Raw genomic sequence first — 17161 nt, 5'->3', positions numbered from 1 at the left:
TTGGGCATCGAAATGGAAAGCGCGGAGCTTTTTACTTTGGCCGCAGAATACAAACGCCGTGCCATGGCAATCATGACAGTAAGCGACCACATTCTCCTGGGCGGAGCAACCACCGCCGAAGAACGCCAGACCACCTTCACCAACATGATGAAAGTAGCCCTAGAAACAATCGTCGCTACACAGAAATAAAATTCCTCACAGAGGGCACAGATTAAAATTCCTCACAGAGCTTTGGAGGGCACAGAGGATTTAATCCCATAACAAAATACAAAACCTCAGTCTCATTTTCTGTCAGACAATGAGACTGAGGTTTATTTTTTTCACTTCAACTACTCTCTGTGAGTTCTGTGCCCTCTGTGAGGAATTTTATTTCTGGGTTGCCACAATCGTTTCCAGCGCGACTTTCATCATGTTGGTGAAGGTGGTCTGGCGTTCTTCGGCTGTGGTTGCTCCGCCCAGGAGAATGTGGTCGCTTACTGTCATGATTGCCATGGCACGGCGTTTGTATTCTGCGGCCAAAGTAAAAAGCTCCGCGCTTTCCATTTCGATGCCCAAAACTCCGTACTCAGCCCACTTCTTCCAGTTCTCATTTTTGTCGTAGAAGAAATCGCTTGATGCGACAGAACCGACAACATAGCGGATTCCCATTTCAGCGGCAACTTTGTCAGCAGCACGAACAAGCTCGAAATTTGCTGTTGGAGCATAGTGCATATTGCCGAAACGCTGGTTGAGCAAGCATGAATCTGAACATGCTGAATTGACGAGGATTGTGTCGCGGAGCTGAGTTTTTTCGCTTACAGCACCGCAAGTGCCAACACGGATGGCCGTCTGAACATTGTAGAATTTGAACAGTTCTGTGGCATAAATAGAAAGTGACGGCTGCCCCATGCCTGTTCCCTGAACGCTCACAGGCACGCCTTTGTATGTACCTGTAAAGCCGAACATGCCGCGCACTTCGTTATAGCACTTGGCATTCTCCAAAAAATTTTCTGCGATGAATTTTGCTCGCAAAGGGTCGCCCGGAAGCAACACGTTTGGAGCGATTGCGCCCTCTGGCGCGTTGATATGTGTACTCATAAAAAATATTATAGCACGAAATCCTTAAATTGCGAGTAAAAACTAGCAGAAAATTACACCAAAAACAGCCCCGGCCGCAACGAGGAATACAGGATGAATCTTTGTGCGGAATAAAACAGAAAGACAGATAAGATAAAAAATCGCGCTGATTCCGTAAATCTGAATGTTATCGTTCCATGTCGAAGGAGAAGAAAGCAAAAATCCTTCTCGGACGATGAACAATGCGATAATAATGATTTTGACCGCCGCAACTGCAATTACCCCGGAAACTGCAGGACGGAGAGTTGAGAATGCAGCCTTTACGCCTTTTTTTTCTGCAAATTTTCCGAAAAACTTTGCAATGATGATGATACAAATCAGAGAAGGAAGCACTTCGCCCAAAGTTGAGAAAAATCCGCCCCAAACACCGTAAAGCTCTGTTCCGATGTAAGTGGCGATATTGATTCCGATTGGACCAGGTGTACTTTCAGAAATTGCGACCATGTTGAAGAAGAATGCGTCATCAATCAGATGGAACTGATCGACAAGAACCTGCTGCATGACAGTGATTGCGACCTGACCGCCACCGATTGTAATCAGCCCCACATAAAAGAAGACCGCGATAAGGCAGAAAAGCCCGACTCCGCTCTGAGATTGAATCTGTGAAATCATAAAATCAGTCATTTTTTGCCTCTTTTTTGAAGTCTCCGCGACAAGCAGCGAGAATCACGCCAAGAATTGCGCTGCCAAAAATCACCCATACGGTACTGACTTTCAGGACAAAAATCAGCACGAATGAAATTACGAGCAAAAGGAAACCAAACAGATTTTTCACTGATTTTTTTGAGAAATTGTAAACTGCACTCGTCAGGATTGCCGCAACGGCCACATTGATTCCGGTGAGGGCTTTTTTTACCCATTCAATCTCGCTGAAATTAGAAATGAATTTTGCAATCAGCGTGATTATGATGATAGAAGGAAATACCATGCCAAAAGTGGCAACACAACCGCCTATAAAGCCCGCTCGTTTGTAGCCGACGAAGGTAGCGACATTGACGGCTATGATTCCTGGAGTGCTCTGCCCTATCGCAAAATAATCCAGAAGCTCATCGCCAGTGACCCAGCCGCGCTTTTCACCAAGCTCCCGCTCCAAAATCGGGAGCATAGCAATTCCACCGCCAAAAGTACAAAGTCCGACCTTAAAAAAGACCGAGAACAAATCCCAAAGAGTGCGAATCATTAAAAACCTCAAAAATTTATTATCTTGCGTACAAAACGCACAGATTTTTTAACCATGCGGCAGCTTTTTCGGCTTTTGTACCAGAAATCTGCCCTTTTTCAGCTCGCCAAGCCCAGTTTGTTCCGCTTGTTGAAGGCGTGTTCATGCGGGCATAAGTTCCGAGGGTATAAACATCCTGCAAAGGAACGACCGCGATGCTTGCTGTGCTTGCAAAAATGCTTTTTACAAAGGCTTTTGTAAGTTTTTTGCTTGCGAGGAGTTTCTTTGTCTTTTCGACAGAATTCTTTTCTCCGGTGAGATAATCAGCGATAAGAACAAGACTCTCGTCATCAAGAGACTCAAACAAGCCCTGAGTTGTGTCATTATCGTGAGTTCCTGTGTAAGCAACGCAGTTCGTAGTCTCAAAATTGTGCGGAAGGAAAACATTTTTAAGGCTTCCCTGCTTCCATTCATTTTTATCGAACGCAAACTGAAGCACTTTCATGCCAGGCAATTTTGCATCATCACGAAGAGCACGCACTTCTTCGGTTATAATTCCCAAATCCTCAGCAATCAACGGAAGCTCCCCAAGTTCTTTTTTAATCGCATCGAAAAGCTCGATTCCAGGACCTTTTTCCCATTTTCCAGTCTCAGCGGTCAAACTTCCGAACGGAACAGCCCAATATGACTCAAATCCGCGGAAATGGTCGATTCGCACACAGTCAACCAATGAAAGCATTTTTTTGATTCGTGCAATCCACCATGCGTAACCGTCTTTTTTCATCGCATCCCAGTCATAAAGAGGATTTCCCCAAAGCTGGCCTGTGGCAGAAAAATAATCCGGCGGAACCCCGGCAACTGCACTGAACTGACCGTCGCTTCCAATCTTGAACAAGCCCTGGTTAGCCCAGACATCGCTGGAATCAGCGGCAACGAAAATCGGAATATCGCCGACAATCTGGATTCCTTTTGATTTTGCATATTCATGAACGGCAGCCCACTGTTTTGCTGCGAAGAACTGAATTACCTCAGTCTGAAGGAAATCTTCTGTATGCTCGTTTACCCATTTTTCAACAGCTTTTTCGTCATGTTTTGAAAGTTCTTTGTCCCAATATACATTCCAAGTGCCCGGAACCGCACATCGTTTTGCTTCGGCTTCTTTTGCGGCTTTTGCATCGTAGAATGATTTTATGCTTGTGAATGCGGCATAATCTTTGAGCCAATACTGATTTTCACGGCAGAAAGCAAAGAATTCAGCCTTTGTATTCGGGTCGTAATTTTCAGAAGTTGTTGCTTCTGGATTTGTGATGATTTCTAGGAAAGATTTTGCGATTTCTTTGAGCGCATGAGATTTCCACCAAACAACAGCACCGAAATCAACCTTTCCAGTCATTTTGATATATGAAGGCTTTTTAGTATCTTTTTTATTTGCCCAGCCCCGCACAACCAAATCTTCAAAATCAATTAGAAGCGGATTGAGCGCGAATGTCGAGAATGACTGATAAGGACTGTCACCATAGCCTGTAGGACCAAGCGGCAAAACCTGCCAGATTTTCATTCCGGCCTTTTCGAGCCAGTCAATAAATTCAAAAGCATTTTTTCCGAGCGTACCGATTCCTGCCGTTCCAGGCAAGCTTGTCGGATGAAGTAAAATTCCTGCTTTTCTTTCCATGATATTCACTCCTTTTAACTTTATATTTACAACAGTTCGTTTCTTCCATCTTTTTTGAGCTGTTCGACTACCTTTTTTACATCCTGAACTTTATTTTTGTCGCAGACAAGGACTGCGTCTCCGGTTTCAATCACGACGACATTTTCCAAGCCGATTGTGGCGACAAGGCGACCGCTTGAATATGTGATGCAGTTTTTTGAGCCAATATTGATTTGGTCGCCGATTTTGATGTTGCCTTTTTCGTCACCTTCGTGAAGAACTCCGAGCATATCAAAACTTCCGACATCATTCCATCCAAATTCTCCGGGAACGACGAATACATCATCAGCCTTTTCCATGATTCCGTAATCAACAGAGATGCTGTTGATTTTTGGATAGATTTCCTCAATCACCTTAAGCTCATCGGCCGTGTTCATCGCATCGCCGATTTTCTGTAAATCTGCGTATATTTCAGGAAGATATTTTTCAAACTTTTTCAGGATTGTGCTTGCCTTCCAGATGAACATTCCGCTGTTCCAGGCATATTCACCGCTTTCAACATATTTTTTTGCGGTGGCTTCGTCAGGCTTTTCCTTGAATTCGAGGACTTTAAGCACATTTTCGCCTGATTTTTGAAATTTGATGTAGCCGTAGCCTGTCGCAGCAAATGTCGGTGTGATTCCAACAGTGACAAGCGCGTCTTTTTCTTCGGCGGCTTTTACGGCGATTCCTAAAATGCGGGTAAATTCTGTTTCATTTTTGATGTAAGCGTCGCTCGGCGTGATTACCATGATTCCGTCGCCGTATTTTTTGACGATTTCCATTGCGGCATAACCAATGCAGGCAGATGTGTTTCGTGCGCTAGGCTCTGAGAGAATATGATTTTTCTGAATGCGTCCATTTGTTGCCTCAAGCATTTTTGCGACCTGAGTTTTATTGGTAACTATGAAAATATCGTCCTTGCTTGCAGTTTTTGAAAGGCGGTCAATGACCTCGTTTACCATCAAATCTTTGCCACTTAAATTGAGAAGTTGTTTTGGAGTTGCCTGTCTTGAAAGCGGCCAGAATCGGGTTCCGCCACCACCGGCCATAATCACGCCATAAATTTTCATAATTCGCTCCTGTCTTTCGTGTCTTCTGTTATATGACTCCGCCCCACGGAATTTTTACATTCTCGCAAAGAGTCTTATATTCAGAGATTTCCTTTTCGTCCGCCTTTGTGACAAAGAAAGTGAGATTTTTGATGGAAGAAAAATTTTCTGCAGAAGTTGATTTTTCATTTTCTTCGTGGATTTTTCGGATTGCCTGATTTGCCACTCCGTCACGGCTGTCCACAACGGTGATAGATTCACCACAAGCTTTCCGCATTTCATTTGCGATGTGCGTGAAGTGAGTGCAGCCCAAAATAACCGTATCGCAATCATTTTTTTTGAAGAAATCGGCAGCTTCTTTTACAGCATCAAGCCTCTCTTCTTCGCTCGCGTTAAAATATTTTTTTTCGACAAAATCAATCAGCTTTGGATCAGCACGGTTAAAAACCTGGCAATCACTTGCGAATTCTTCAATAAGTTTTTTAGAATAAGGATGATTTACCGTGGCTGTTGTTGCAAGAAGACCAATTCTCTTGTTTTTTGTGACACCAGCCGCCACTTTGATTGCAGGAACAGTGCCTATAATAGGAAGATTTTTGAAACGAGCGCGCAAAGGCTCCAGTGCCGTGACAGAAATTGTATTGCACGCCACGACAATTGCTTTTGGGTTCCATAAATCTATGATTTTTTGAATTGAAGAAGATGCACATTCCGTGACCTGCTCGCCGGACTTTTCGCCATAAGGAAAATTAAGCGTGTCACCGAGATAAACGCAACGAGCTTCTGGCAATTTTTCGTGAAGAGAAAGCATATAAGGAATTCCGCCAGTTCCACTGTCAAGAAAGGCAAAGTCCACGGTGTCATTCATATTTTTATTTTAATCATTTATACGAATTCTTGCAATGATACTCTTTTTTTATAGAAGATTTTTCGATACAATATATATATGTATTCGTTTTCAAAATGCAGGAATCCTGATTGTCCTCATTTCGCAATATCAGACATTGATTCAAACGGCAATCTTATCGAGAGTGCTGATTTTTGTTACGCTCATACCCCAGACAAAGAAGCACTTCAAACCAGAATCTATTCCTACATAAAAAATCATGACAAAATTGTCGGGCTTAACGCAAGCGGTCTCACATTCACAAATATTGACCTCACAAACAAAAGATTTTACGGCTGTGACCTCTCAAACTGCCTTTTTTCAGGGATAAAAACTTCTGGTCTCCGGGTTAGGCTCACAAATTTCGCGTTCTCAGTTTTTACGGACAGCAACTTTATCGAAAGCAATATTTTGTTCTCATCTTTCGCAGGCGCAAAATTCAGCCATGTCCTTTTCACAGGCAGCGACATGGTTCAGAACAATTTCAGCGGAATCTCATCATTCCAGTCATCTTTTGACGATTCAGATTTGTACAGCTCATATTTCATCAATTCAAAATTAATCGACACATCATTCCGAAACTGTAACATAAAGGAAGCGGTTTTCTGGGAAATCACGCAGCAGAATGTCAGCTTCCGTCAGTCAAACACAAATGCGGCGATCTTCGACAAACGAGGAAGCGCATTGTTCACCGGCCTTGAAGAGCTTAATGTTCCGCAGGGCGTTCAGAAGGGGCCTACATTATGAAAATCTACCTTCACCTTGATTTTGAAAAACTCACGAACTGCTACCTTGTGGTCAACGAGGAGACAAAAAAAGCCCTCATAATCGACCCATGCAAAATCTCAAACACGCTTATTTCTCAGATTGAGGAAGAACACTACGATTTGACAGCCGTTCTAATCACACACAAGCACACGAATCATTACAGGGGCTTAAAAACACTCAAGAAAATCTATGATTTTTCGGTATATGCGGCTGACAATGAGCTTTCAACTGACAAAAACATCCTCAAAGGCGAAGGAACTAAAAAAATCGGCGGGCTGAATGTTGAATATTTCTCGGTTCCAGGACATACGGCTGATTCAATCGTTTACAAAATCGGGAATGTTCTTTTCACGGGCGATGTAATTTTTGCAGGCACAATCGGCTCAAGCTCATGTGCATACACAAAAAAATATCTCTGCAACGGAATCAAATCCAAGATTTTTACGATGAGCGATGAACTGGTGATTATGCCAGGTCACGGCCCGCTCACATCTGTGGGCGCAGAAAAGCAGTTCAACCTCGATTTGGACACTGCAGCCGCCCACATCTAAAATTATCGCGTAATAAGCCACACCCTTCCGGCATTCAGGTTCCAGCGGTCGCTAACATATTCGTCAAGCAGGCGGGCAGCTCCCTCAAATCCGCTTCCTCCAGTCGCAATGATATAGTCTGCTTCTTGTTTGGCAAGCTGCTGGGAATGTTCGCGTTTTGCCATGTCAACAAAATATGGAGCAGTTGCAGAAACCGGCCTTTGGAGCATGTAAGCCATGAATTCGTTTTTCAAAAGATAATCGTCGCGGATATCATAATTGAGGCTCGGAGTAACCTGAAAATATCTGCGCAAATAGGCTATTGTCTGAGGATCAATCGTGTAATAAATTGAAGCAACAGTGTTTCGGAATTCTTCATCGATGAAGAAAATGCCGTGCCAGCCTTCGTGCGCAATAAAAGTTGTGCGGAGATAGTCCGGTGATTCCTGAGAAATTGAAATAACGGCACCGCTTCCAGGCAATACTTCGCCCCCAGGTGCAATCTGCAGAACCCCGTTATATGCAAGGATTTCTTTTAACAGAAGTTCTTTTTCATTAAGCGGGAAATTTTCTACCCTGGCTTTTTCATAGAATCTGGCTAAATCGTCAGCCTTATAATCGTGCGCATTGTAGCCGTGTTTTCCCTTAAGTTCAGCATCCGAAAGAAGCCTGCCCCTGTAGCCAGCCTTTTCGACAAAGAATGCGATTCTTCGGAAAAAATCATCCTGAACGGCATAAGTTGAAATATCAAAGAAAAGGACTCCCGGAAACCTGTCCCAAATAAAAAGCTCATAATCATTTCCGCGCCAAGTGTTACGGGACCATTTCATAATCAAGCCTGGGTCAACTTTAATCGGAACAAGAACATTCTTGCGCCCCTGAGCAAAAGTAAGAAGATTTTTATCGGAAGCCGAGAGCAACACGGAAACAGGATATTGCTCCTCGTCAGGATATGTGACCACAGAAAAAGGAGATTTGAGTGCCGCCGTAGGGATTTCAACAGGAAGCTCATTGCGGCGGATATAAAGCACTTCACCGCCAAAAGCAAGCTTCTGACTGCCAGTTGTCTCGCGGAATTTTACGGTGATTTTAGGCATGAGTCCTTCACGAGAATTGATTGAGTTGAAAGCAAGTGAAGCCCCGCGGAAATCGTCCGTGCCGTTATTGACTCCGCCGTTCGGTGCGAATGCAAAAACAGGAACTGAGCCGGAAAAATCATGGCCGATAACAGCACGCATAATCTGCGCATTTTCGACTTTGACTTTGGAAGCAGACTTTATGAAAAATCCCTGAGGAATTTTGCCGGTCTTTTCAAAGCAGAATGAAAGGGCAAAAGATGTGCCGTTGTATTTTTGAAGGTAATCTGTGACAACAGGAACGGAATTGACTTCTTCGGCTTTAGACTGAGAATCGTAAAAAAATCCGTAAGAAAGCAAACCCTGCGTATCGGATTCTGAAGTGCGGACTTTTACAGGAGAAATCTGAATCAGAAGTGCGGCATCGTCGTTGGCCTCAAAGAAGTTTTGAATCGCGCCTTTTTGATCAGCGGTAAAAGAAAAATACCTGACTCCGGCCGAAGAAGATTCCATAACCTCTGACGGATAAAAATCAGGGATGTCGAGAGCAAAAGATGACTTCTGTGTACATGAAAAAAACACAGGGACTACGCTGATATATAGAAGGAAAAATGTTTTTTTTGAAAAATCCAGAAAACTCATACATAAAATCTACCACAAAAAAAGAATTTAAACTATCATATTGAAAGAAAATTAAAAGTGAAAGCGAGAAAGTGGGAAGTGGAAAGTGGAAAGCGGAAAATTTAAGGTTTTGAATGAGGATTTTTTTTATGAAAGATGAAATTGTTTTGCTGCCTAATCCTAACCAGTTGATTTTATTGAAAGATTTGCAAAAGGAGATTTGCAGGACGATTTCTGGGTTTGTGCCTGTTTATCCGATTTGCCTTAAATGCGGGGAATTGTGCGCCGTCACTGATAAAATCACAAAAGCTGATGTTGGAAAAGTTTTTTTGGATAAAGGGCGGATTTTTCTTTCGGTCGGGCTTGAAATCAATGGGAATGCAGCAGAAGGAAGAATTGAATTGTGTGAAATCGATGAAGAAAATCTGACAAAAGAAGCACAAGAAAGTTTTTCGGCGGAAGCAATTCTCTCTCAGGAAGAAATTCCTTTCAAAAAGCTTAGTCCGTTCAGGATTGTTGAGATGAACAGCGAGGAATATGAGAACGGTGTGCACTGGGAAATCACGGCCGAAAAATGGGGGAAGGTAAAATAAGGGGATTTTAAGGGGGATTCCCCTTAGGCGAGTGGGGTGCGACACAACGAAGTGTGGCGCAGGGGAGAGACCTCTCCCCTCTACGCCGTCGCTCCTTACATAATCTGGATGACTTCGGGGTGGGTCAGATGGATGTCGGTGCGGCTTACTACGAAGACAATTAATGATGCCGCCACGAAGAAAATGCCCGACACGCAGGCCTGGCTTGACTGGGTGACGGCGAATTCGAGGCGTTTTGAAAAATATGGTGTCAAAAGGAAGCCGGCTACGCAACTTAAGATTGGAAACAACAGCGAAACGAGGCCTAAAAATCCGTTCAAAATCCGCGGGAAGCCGATTCGAATGATGTTGTTTTCTTGAAGAGGCAGATTTTTTTTGTTGAGCACATGAAAGCTTTTGCCGTCTTTTGCGCAATGAATGTCATTACAGGCAAGGCAGGCATCGGAAATGAGGGAGACGACTTCGATTTTTTGACCGTCGATAGCTTTGACGATGGCAAAATCACGCATCGTTGCCCTCGTTTTTAAAATCGTTTTCGCCCAGCTGGATATTTTTCATCTGCTCAACGCACATTTGATAACCGGCGGTATTTCCAAGCTCCTCATAAGTATCACGAAGGTTGAAAAGGGCATCGTAATAGTAAGAATTGATTGTGACGGCGTTTTCAAAGGCTTCACATGCCATCGGGAAGTCATTCTGATTGAAATAAATTACGCCGATTGTATTCCACAGGTGCGCGTTCTGGCTGTTCTGTGCAAGGCCTTCAAGGCAATATGACATAGCTTCCTCGCTACATCCCTGATTGAAGCAGACAAGCGCAAGAGTTTCGATAATTTCATCGTCCTCGTTTTCGATTTCATGGGCGCGAAGAAGGGCTGCTTTTGCATCAGCAAGGTTACCGGCATCACGATAAGTAATCCCAAGATTGTACCAGAGAAGATGATTGTATCGTTCGATTGAAATTGCTCTTTTGAGACAGGCAATCGCCTCGAAATACTGGCCGTGCTCAGCAAACTCAATCGCTTGAGTGTTTAAGGTCACAACATTCTCTACCATTATTTTCCCCGTAAGGCTTCGAACAATTCCATTATGAGGCCAGCAGCCTTGGAACCACTGTTTCCAAAAAGATTTGAAAGGTTCTCAGCGTTTTCTTCGATTGTTTTTACTCCAAGACTTTTTGCTTCTTCAACGGCACCGCTATTTGTGAGGATTGAAATTGCCTGCTCAACGGCAGGAGAATCAATTCCTTCCTTTCGAGCCTGAACGAAAAGAGAGGCAAGTTTTTCTGTATCTGCTGGATTTTTTTGGAGGTGAAGAAGAACCGGAAGGCTTTTTTTGCCCTCAACGATGTCGTCACCGCGTTTTTTACCAGGATTGCCGCTTGTGAGATTGATTACATCATCGATAATCTGGAAGCCTGTGCCAATATCCTCGGCGAAGCAGCCAGCTTTTTCAACAATATCCTGGCCTGCCCCACCGGCAAGAACGCCAAGTTTTACGGCAAGACGAGAAAGAGTGCCGGTTTTGTTGCGAACCATTGCCCTGTACTCATCAATTGAAGGAATAAGCTCTGGGTTTCGGTGCCAGAGGATGTCCATCGCCTGACCAAGATGCAAGCGGCGAAGCTCCATCAAATAAAGCTCGTAAAGAAGTTTTTTTTCGGCATCAGAAGCCGCAATATTCTGAATACATGTTGAAGCCTGAAAAATGAGCCATGAACCGGCATTTAACGCCACATCAAGGCCATAAGTGATGTAAGCGCATGGTTTTCCACGGCGGGTATCAGCGGCATCCTCAATGTCATCATGAATCAAGCTGGCCGTATGAGAAAATTCAACAAGAGGCGTAATGTTGTAAGCCTTTTCGAGCGCAGACTGAATCTCAGACTCGGATTTGTGTGAGGAAGCAAGCTCCGCGCATAAAACCAGAAGAAGCGGCCGCCATCTTTTGCCACCCAAATCAACGAGATTTTTACAAGGCCCGATAAGATTTTCAAGATGAGTTTCGTTGATACACGAATCAATAGCCCCAAAAGAAGCAGAACGCCAATCTGGATTGCAATCCAGATTGCTTTGAGAAGGAAGATATCTATTTAAGACCGCCTCGATTTTTTGGAGACGGTCAGAGAATTCTTTGTTCATAGTTTAATTATAATGCAATAATCCCAAAAAAGCCACACCAGCTTAAAAGCGAACTTATTTTGCGAGTCGTTTTCTCAGGATTTGCACGCCAATCAATGCGAGCAGGAAGACGATGCCGAAAATATCTGTGGCAGTGCGCGGATCGATACAACACAAGCCAGCAACAACAAAGCAAAGTCTTTCTGCAGCTGAAGCTCCCCTTTTTAATTTGGAAGAAACTGAAAGATTGTTTAGGAAGCCAGTATTTGCAAAAGCATAGCCTTCAAGACCTGCTGAAATTGCGAACATTCCGATAAGTGCCGTGATTGTTATTCCCAAAATTGAGAAGGCATTCGCACCAATCATGAGCATTGAAGGGTTGTAAATGAACATGTACGGAACGATGAATGCACCGATTGCAAGTTTGGTCGCATTGACAGCCGTGCGCATTGGCCGGGCCTTTGCAATCGCAGCACCAGCAATGGCCGCAAGAGCTACAGGAGGCGTGACATCGGCGATAATTCCGAAATAGAAAGCGAACATGTGAGCCGGCAAAAGCTGTTCTGGAGTTGGAGTTCCGTTGCCGTAAACACAATGTACGATTGCAGTAGCCGTGATTGTCGAAGTGATGAGATAGTTGGCAGTAGTTGGTGCACCCATACCCAATATAATAGAAGAAATCATAGTGAGAATCAGAGTGACAAAAAGCTGACCGTGAGCAAGCGCAACGAGACCTGCACCGAGCTTCAAGCCAAGGCCTGTGAGGGTGACGACACCGATAATGATTCCAGCCATACCACAGGCAATCGCAACACTGATTACACCGCGGGCTGCCGCACAAAGAACCTGAACCAAATCATTAAAGCTGAAACGAGGTTTTTTACCTTTTGCAACATCGATGAACGAAACGACAATCGAAATCATGATAATCGAAAGAATTCCCATGAGAGCAGAGTAAGTGGCCGTTTTCCCTGAGCAAAGGAAATAAATAATCACGGCAAGAGGCAGAATCATGTAACCGCGTGAAAGGAAAAGCGGAATGAAGCGCGGGATTTCTTCTTTTGGAAGACCTTTGAGCCCGCGTTTGTGAGCCTCAAGATGAACAGTGATAAAAATTCCTGCGAAATACAAGAAAGCCGGGATAATCGCAGCCTTTACGACAGTGATATAAGGAACGCCGACACTTTCCGCCATGAGGAATGCAGCAGCACCCATAATCGGAGGCATGAGCTGACCGCCTGTTGAAGACGCAGCCTCAACCGCGCCGGCAAATTCTCCGCGATAACCAAGTTTTTTCATCATCGGGATGGTGAAGCTGCCCGAACCGACAGTGTTTGAAACGGAACTTCCAGAAACTGTTCCGAGCAAAGCTGAAGAAAGAACCGCAACTTTTGCAGGACCGCCGCTTGCTCCACCAGCAATGGCATTGCAGGAATCAATGAAGAACTGGCCGATTCCAGTTTTTTCGAGGAATGCACCAAAAAGAATGAAGAGGAAGATAAATGTTGAACAGGCTCCGATTGGAGTTCCCATGATTCCTTCTGTAGTGTAATACAAATGGCTTACGACGCGTGTAAGTTTGTAACCGCGGTGATTGAGGAATCCCGGCAAGAACTTTCCGATGAAAGCATACAGAATGAATCCGCCGGCAATAATCATAATCGGAAGGCCAACAATGCGACGGCAACTTTCAAACAGGATTATGATTCCGATGATTCCGACAAAAATATCAAGAGTTGTGTATGCACCGGCGCGAAGAACAATCTGATGGAAATTAATTATGTAATAGCTCCAGCAGCCAGCACCGATGAAAGCAAGCGCAACATCATAAAGAGGAAGCGTATCTTTTGGCATGGACTTTGAGGCCGGGAAAAGCAGGAATGCAAGGAACTGAACGAAAGCCAGATGACTTGCACGAACAATCTGTGCCGGGATTCGGCCGCTCAAAGTGGCATAAAGCTGAAAACTACAGAATGCAAGGGAAACAAGAACGGTGATGTACTGCCGCCAGCATTTATGCTCACGGTAAGCCTGTTCTCTGTCCAAATTCTGCATGAGATTCTTCATCTCATCTTCGTTCGTAGTAGGAAGCAAACTTTCAACAAGGGGGCTTTCCTTTGTACTCTCAATTTCGTCACTCATTCTTGACCTCCAGTTTTTTTGTAATAAAATAATTCAGAATCGAAACCCTCTTTATCTCAAAAACAAGGCTCGTCTGCGGTTTGAAAAACTCTTTCAAAAAAAATTCATTATTGCCGCTGAATTCCATTCCTTCCATGGCAGTTTTGCCAAAACTCACGGAATGTTCGGCAATCACACCTACAGCCATGACAAGCTTTGGAAGCCGCCGGTTTAAGCCGCTGATTATATAACCATTATCTGTGCTGTGGAATTCAGCTCCGTCTGTCTCATAAGGCTCAGGGATTCCCGCTCCATAAGAGACAAATTCCGTCATAAAAAGCTCTAATCCGCCATCGCCTGCGGGGAGATAGAAATCATGAACCCGGCCTTTATTGACAGAATGTGTGTAACTGATTGCAAAGCCGTCTCTGGCTCCGCTGCGCGAATAAATTTTTTCTGAAAAGTTCTTTCGATTTGAAATTGATAGCACCCGCACTAAAGGAAGATTTAAAACCAAAAGTGCGGATACAGCCAAAAAAATTATTTTTTTCATAATTTAATGCCGCCCCGCCGTGTAGCCCCAAAGTTGCATAGTGAGCATAGCGAACGCCGCAATGAGCGTTAGCGAAGGGAATCGAGCACGACAACGATTGTGCTCGCGGAAGGGCGGCCGCAAGAAATTTGGCGCAATATTAGTCTAAAACACCAATTTCTTTGAAGTATTTTGCAGCACCTGGGTGGAATGGAACTGAAATGCCTGTTACGGCTGCTTTTGCAGAAACTTCCTTGCCCTTTGCATGTGCAGAACCAAGCTCATCAAGGTTCTCGAACAAAGCTTTTGTCATTTCGTAAACTGTGCTTTCATCCAAAGATGCGCTTACAGCCAAAGTTGCCTTGATTGCAAGAGCTTCTGTGTCAATGTCTGTGCCTTTGTATGTGCCAGCTGGAATGACAGTTTTTGTGTAGAATGAATATTTGTTGCAGATTGAATCAGCCTCAGCTCCAGTTACAGGAATGAGAACGAGACCGGCTGTGAAAGCAAGCTCCTGCAATGCTGCGTTTGGAACACCAGCTGTGATGAAACAAGCATCGAGAGTGCCGTTCTGCAAGCCTTCTGCAGATTCTTTGAAAGAAAGATTGTTCTTTTTGATGTCGTCGAATGTGATTCCGTAGCCTTCAAGAATCTGTTTTGCGTTGAATTCTACGCCAGAGCCGGCATCACCGACAGAAACGCGCTTTCCGTGCAAGTCGCCGATTGATTTGATTCCGCTTGATTTTGAAGCAGCAATCTGAACGACTTCTGGGTACAAAGTGCCGATTGAAGCAAGGTTCGGGAGTTTCTGACCTGCGAACATGTCTGAACCACGGTAAGCGTAATCCATAACATCGTTCTGAACTGTAGCGAATTCTGCGTCGCCTTTAGAAATGAGTCGCAAGTTCTCTGCAGAAGCACCAGTTGCCTGAGCTGTGACATTCATGTTTGCGATTTTTGTATTCCAAATGTTGGCGATTGCACCACCGAACGGATAATAAGTTCCAGAAGTACCTCCAGTAGCGAGGATGTAATTTTTTTTGTCATTACAACCTGTGAGGGCAAGCAAAGCACCAAGCAAAGAAGCAAAAACAACAATTTTTTTCATTTTTTTCTCCTAAAATAAGATGAATTATTTTAATAAAAAATTGAGTTATTTTCAATCTTTCACTCTACCAAAGTTCAATATAAATTTCGGTATTTCCTAAACTTCCACTTCTTTGCCGTGACGCAGATACCACAGCTTGCAGCTGATTTTTTCTTCCGGGATTCGGAAAAGTTTACTTGCGAGCGTACGGTATGTGTGAAGCTGGGCGGCATGTTTTTCGGGCATAATATTGCTGTCTGACTTGTAATCAACGATTGTGTACGAGCCGTCAGCATTCTGATAAATCAAATCGATGAAACCAGACCAGATGTAACCGTCATTAAACATTTTGAATTCAAGTTCCGCACGGATAAAGCGTTTTTGAGAGAGCGCGCTGCCAGACGAAGAATAAGCGGCTTTTCCCAGAGGACTTTCAGCAAATTCATGGCACATTTTTATGCAAAGCTCTTTGTTTTTGGCAATTTCTGTATCTGAAAGTTGCTTAAGGCGAGCAAAAGACGGATCATATTCTTGTGGCATAATGCCCTCTGCCTGTGCGCGAAGATAATCGTGAGCCAAAGTTCCGAATTCTGCGGCGGTCAAGCCAAATTTCTTATCAGTCTCGGAAGGATTTTCAATTGTGAAAGTTGAACTGACTTCAAATCCTTCTTCCTGATCGCTCGGCCTTTTTCGGATTGAAACAGGCTCCTCGTAAACAATTTCTTCGACATCAGACGGAAGAATATCAAAAATGCGGGTTTTGCAATCATTTTTTGTTCCGAAAGAATAAGTTTCCGTCTTTTTGACAGGTTCAATTCCTTCATAAGTGAAAGGTGCAAATTTCTTTTCTGAAAAAATCATCTTTCCATTCTCAAAATCCTTCTTAGAAAGCTCCTCACCGTAAAAATCCAGTGCAGTCTTTTCAATCAGTTTGAGATTATTGTCAGAAATACTATTTGAATTTGGATTCCATGCTCCTACAATGTAGACTTGCTCAATCGCCCGCGTAATCGCAACGTAAATAAGACGACGGAATTCGGCAAGTTCTTTTTTGTCGGAAATAGCTTTTTGTGTGATTGAAAAATAATTTGCCGACCCGCTTTCTGGCTTGATGCTCGCTCCATATTCATCATCAAAGAAAATCTGTGCTTTGTCGCTGGATTTTTTGGCACCGATACAACCCATAATGAAGACATAAGGGAACTGCAGGCCCTTGCTTTTGTGAATAGTCATAATCTGAACGGCATCTTTTTCTTCGAGCGGATAAGAAATTTCTTTTACATCGATTTCTTCATCACTCTGAGCAATTTTTTCTTTATTTTTTACAATCGCAAGCTGGTCTACAAACCACGAAATATTCTTCTGGCCCTTGTCGCACTGCCGAGCAAGCTCAAAGAGGAAGTCAAAAAGCTCTGCATACAGCTCAGTTTTCTGATTTTCCATAGTTGAATAATGATATCCCGTTTCATGCCACAAATCGTTTATGGTTTCGGAAAGTTTCTGGCTCAAAATCTGATGAGTTTTCTCTTTGATATACAGGATTCCTTTCACAAAACGGTTTTTCTGCTCGCTGGAAGATTCGCAAAGGATTTCTTCGGCCTTTTTCTGAAGTTCCTCTTCAGTCTCCGGGAGAGTCGAAAGAGTGCTTTCTGCAAGGACTGACTGCAAGGCCTTTTGATTGAGGTTGCAGAAAGGAGAAGCCAGGAAGGCTGCGAACGCATTGTTATCGCCCGGATAAACACAAAGCCTGAGGAAGCTGTAAATATCATTCACAGGACCGTCCGTAAAAATGTCGGTGTTCTGGTCAAGC

Annotated in this window: 18 protein-coding genes; 4 read left to right on the top strand and 14 right to left on the bottom strand. The window is 43.8% G+C overall.

The features are described from left to right. Window positions 1–189 (top strand): phosphorylase family protein (locus IJJ71_RS01005; RefSeq protein ID WP_486389603.1); only part of this gene is annotated, 189 nt, incomplete at its 5' end. A gap of 177 nt (window positions 190–366) precedes the next feature. On the opposite strand, the gene deoD is transcribed toward IJJ71_RS01005, so the two are convergent. From deoD to murI, 6 genes are read right to left on the bottom strand one after another with little or no spacing between them, the layout of a single operon-like run. Then, complete coding sequence (gene deoD / locus IJJ71_RS01000; protein ID WP_296844789.1) at window positions 367–1077, bottom strand: purine-nucleoside phosphorylase; 711 nt, start codon at window positions 1075–1077, stop codon at window positions 367–369. Between the two features lie 42 nt (window positions 1078–1119). Next, entirely contained in the window at window positions 1120–1740 is a 621-nt protein-coding gene (locus tag IJJ71_RS00995; protein ID WP_296844788.1) for a chromate transporter, read from the bottom strand. Next, a complete protein-coding gene (locus tag IJJ71_RS00990) occupies window positions 1733–2296 on the bottom strand; it encodes a chromate transporter (protein ID WP_296844787.1) in 564 nt (187 codons plus the stop codon). The genes IJJ71_RS00995 and IJJ71_RS00990 overlap by 8 nt, the downstream gene beginning before the upstream one ends. 19 nt (window positions 2297–2315) lie before the next feature. Beyond that, the gene (gene malQ, locus IJJ71_RS00985; protein WP_296844786.1) at window positions 2316–3947 is read right to left on the bottom strand and encodes a 4-alpha-glucanotransferase; all 1632 of its coding nucleotides are present in this window, start codon (window positions 3945–3947) and stop codon (window positions 2316–2318) included. A gap of 26 nt (window positions 3948–3973) precedes the next feature. Beyond that, entirely contained in the window at window positions 3974–5038 is a 1065-nt protein-coding gene (locus IJJ71_RS00980) for a mannose-1-phosphate guanylyltransferase (RefSeq protein ID WP_296844785.1), read from the bottom strand. 28 nt (window positions 5039–5066) lie between these two features. Next, a complete protein-coding gene (gene murI, locus IJJ71_RS00975; protein ID WP_296844783.1) occupies window positions 5067–5885 on the bottom strand; it encodes a glutamate racemase in 819 nt (272 codons plus the stop codon). A 78-nt stretch (window positions 5886–5963) separates the two neighbouring features. Here murI and IJJ71_RS00970 point away from each other — a divergent pair, with 78 nt between their 5' ends. Both IJJ71_RS00970 and IJJ71_RS00965 read left to right on the top strand, forming a co-directional pair. Next, window positions 5964–6650, top strand: a complete 687-nt coding sequence (locus IJJ71_RS00970; RefSeq protein ID WP_296844782.1) for a pentapeptide repeat-containing protein — start codon at window positions 5964–5966, stop codon at window positions 6648–6650. Further along, window positions 6647–7222, top strand: coding sequence for an MBL fold metallo-hydrolase (locus IJJ71_RS00965; protein WP_296844781.1), 576 nt, complete (start codon window positions 6647–6649; stop codon window positions 7220–7222). The genes IJJ71_RS00970 and IJJ71_RS00965 overlap by 4 nt, the downstream gene beginning before the upstream one ends. Before the next feature lie 2 nt (window positions 7223–7224). Here IJJ71_RS00965 and IJJ71_RS00960 read toward each other — a convergent pair whose 3' ends face one another. Continuing rightward, window positions 7225–8919 (bottom strand): hypothetical protein, encoded by a 1695-nt coding sequence (locus IJJ71_RS00960; RefSeq protein WP_296844779.1) that lies wholly within the window; start codon window positions 8917–8919, stop codon window positions 7225–7227. Between the two features lie 128 nt (window positions 8920–9047). Between IJJ71_RS00960 and IJJ71_RS00955 the strand changes: the two genes are divergently transcribed. After that, window positions 9048–9491, top strand: coding sequence for a hypothetical protein (locus tag IJJ71_RS00955; RefSeq protein WP_296844778.1), 444 nt, complete (start codon window positions 9048–9050; stop codon window positions 9489–9491). Between the two features lie 95 nt (window positions 9492–9586). On the opposite strand, the gene IJJ71_RS00950 is transcribed toward IJJ71_RS00955, so the two are convergent. The 7 genes from IJJ71_RS00950 to IJJ71_RS00920 all read right to left on the bottom strand — a co-directional run. Further along, window positions 9587–10000 carry a SoxR reducing system RseC family protein gene (locus tag IJJ71_RS00950; protein ID WP_296844777.1) on the bottom strand — a complete coding sequence of 138 codons (414 nt, stop codon included), beginning with the start codon at window positions 9998–10000 and terminating at the stop codon, window positions 9587–9589. After that, window positions 9993–10547, bottom strand: a complete 555-nt coding sequence (locus IJJ71_RS00945; protein ID WP_296844776.1) for a tetratricopeptide repeat protein — start codon at window positions 10545–10547, stop codon at window positions 9993–9995. The genes IJJ71_RS00950 and IJJ71_RS00945 overlap by 8 nt, the downstream gene beginning before the upstream one ends. Then, on the bottom strand, window positions 10547–11632 hold the full coding sequence (locus IJJ71_RS00940; protein WP_296844775.1) for an FPP/GGPP synthase family protein: 1086 nt from the start codon (window positions 11630–11632) through the stop codon (window positions 10547–10549). Before IJJ71_RS00940 ends, IJJ71_RS00945 begins: the two co-directional genes overlap by 1 nt. Before the next feature lie 54 nt (window positions 11633–11686). After that, window positions 11687–13753, bottom strand: coding sequence for a TRAP transporter permease (locus IJJ71_RS00935; protein ID WP_296844774.1), 2067 nt, complete (start codon window positions 13751–13753; stop codon window positions 11687–11689). Further along, window positions 13746–14285: a DUF1850 domain-containing protein gene (locus IJJ71_RS00930; RefSeq protein WP_296844773.1), complete on the bottom strand. Its 540-nt coding sequence runs from the start codon at window positions 14283–14285 to the stop codon at window positions 13746–13748. Before IJJ71_RS00930 ends, IJJ71_RS00935 begins: the two co-directional genes overlap by 8 nt. A gap of 139 nt (window positions 14286–14424) precedes the next feature. Next, window positions 14425–15372 carry a TAXI family TRAP transporter solute-binding subunit gene (locus tag IJJ71_RS00925; protein WP_296844772.1) on the bottom strand — a complete coding sequence of 316 codons (948 nt, stop codon included), beginning with the start codon at window positions 15370–15372 and terminating at the stop codon, window positions 14425–14427. A gap of 96 nt (window positions 15373–15468) precedes the next feature. Continuing rightward, the coding region (locus IJJ71_RS00920) for a 3'-5' exonuclease (RefSeq protein WP_296844771.1) at window positions 15469–17161 on the bottom strand (1693 nt) is incomplete at its 5' end.

This window comes from Treponema sp. (assembly GCF_017430385.1).
GTDB lineage: Bacteria > Spirochaetota > Spirochaetia > Treponematales > Treponemataceae > Treponema_D.
The sequence above is the reverse complement of the archived record's forward strand: the minus strand, read 5'-3'. Positions and strand labels throughout refer to the sequence as shown.

Excerpts from the sequence above, each read along its gene's own strand:
- deoD (WP_296844789.1), bottom strand. The coding sequence starts at position 1,077 with ATGAGTACACATATCAACGCGCCAGAGGGCGCAATCGCTCCAAACGTG.
- IJJ71_RS00935 (WP_296844774.1), bottom strand. The coding sequence starts at position 13,753 with ATGAGTGACGAAATTGAGAGTACAAAGGAAAGCCCCCTTGTTGAAAGT.
- IJJ71_RS00960 (WP_296844779.1), bottom strand. The coding sequence starts at position 8,919 with ATGAGTTTTCTGGATTTTTCAAAAAAAACATTTTTCCTTCTATATATC.
- IJJ71_RS00940 (WP_296844775.1), bottom strand. The coding sequence starts at position 11,632 with ATGAACAAAGAATTCTCTGACCGTCTCCAAAAAATCGAGGCGGTCTTA.
- IJJ71_RS00945 (WP_296844776.1), bottom strand. The coding sequence starts at position 10,547 with ATGGTAGAGAATGTTGTGACCTTAAACACTCAAGCGATTGAGTTTGCT.
- IJJ71_RS00965 (WP_296844781.1), top strand. The coding sequence starts at position 6,647 with ATGAAAATCTACCTTCACCTTGATTTTGAAAAACTCACGAACTGCTAC.
- IJJ71_RS00990 (WP_296844787.1), bottom strand. The coding sequence starts at position 2,296 with ATGATTCGCACTCTTTGGGATTTGTTCTCGGTCTTTTTTAAGGTCGGA.
- murI (WP_296844783.1), bottom strand. The coding sequence starts at position 5,885 with ATGAATGACACCGTGGACTTTGCCTTTCTTGACAGTGGAACTGGCGGA.
- IJJ71_RS00950 (WP_296844777.1), bottom strand. The coding sequence starts at position 10,000 with ATGCGTGATTTTGCCATCGTCAAAGCTATCGACGGTCAAAAAATCGAA.
- IJJ71_RS00955 (WP_296844778.1), top strand. The coding sequence starts at position 9,048 with ATGAAAGATGAAATTGTTTTGCTGCCTAATCCTAACCAGTTGATTTTA.
- IJJ71_RS00970 (WP_296844782.1), top strand. The coding sequence starts at position 5,964 with ATGTATTCGTTTTCAAAATGCAGGAATCCTGATTGTCCTCATTTCGCA.
- malQ (WP_296844786.1), bottom strand. The coding sequence starts at position 3,947 with ATGGAAAGAAAAGCAGGAATTTTACTTCATCCGACAAGCTTGCCTGGA.
- IJJ71_RS00980 (WP_296844785.1), bottom strand. The coding sequence starts at position 5,038 with ATGAAAATTTATGGCGTGATTATGGCCGGTGGTGGCGGAACCCGATTC.
- IJJ71_RS00925 (WP_296844772.1), bottom strand. The coding sequence starts at position 15,372 with ATGAAAAAAATTGTTGTTTTTGCTTCTTTGCTTGGTGCTTTGCTTGCC.
- IJJ71_RS00995 (WP_296844788.1), bottom strand. The coding sequence starts at position 1,740 with ATGACTGATTTTATGATTTCACAGATTCAATCTCAGAGCGGAGTCGGG.
- IJJ71_RS00930 (WP_296844773.1), bottom strand. The coding sequence starts at position 14,285 with ATGAAAAAAATAATTTTTTTGGCTGTATCCGCACTTTTGGTTTTAAAT.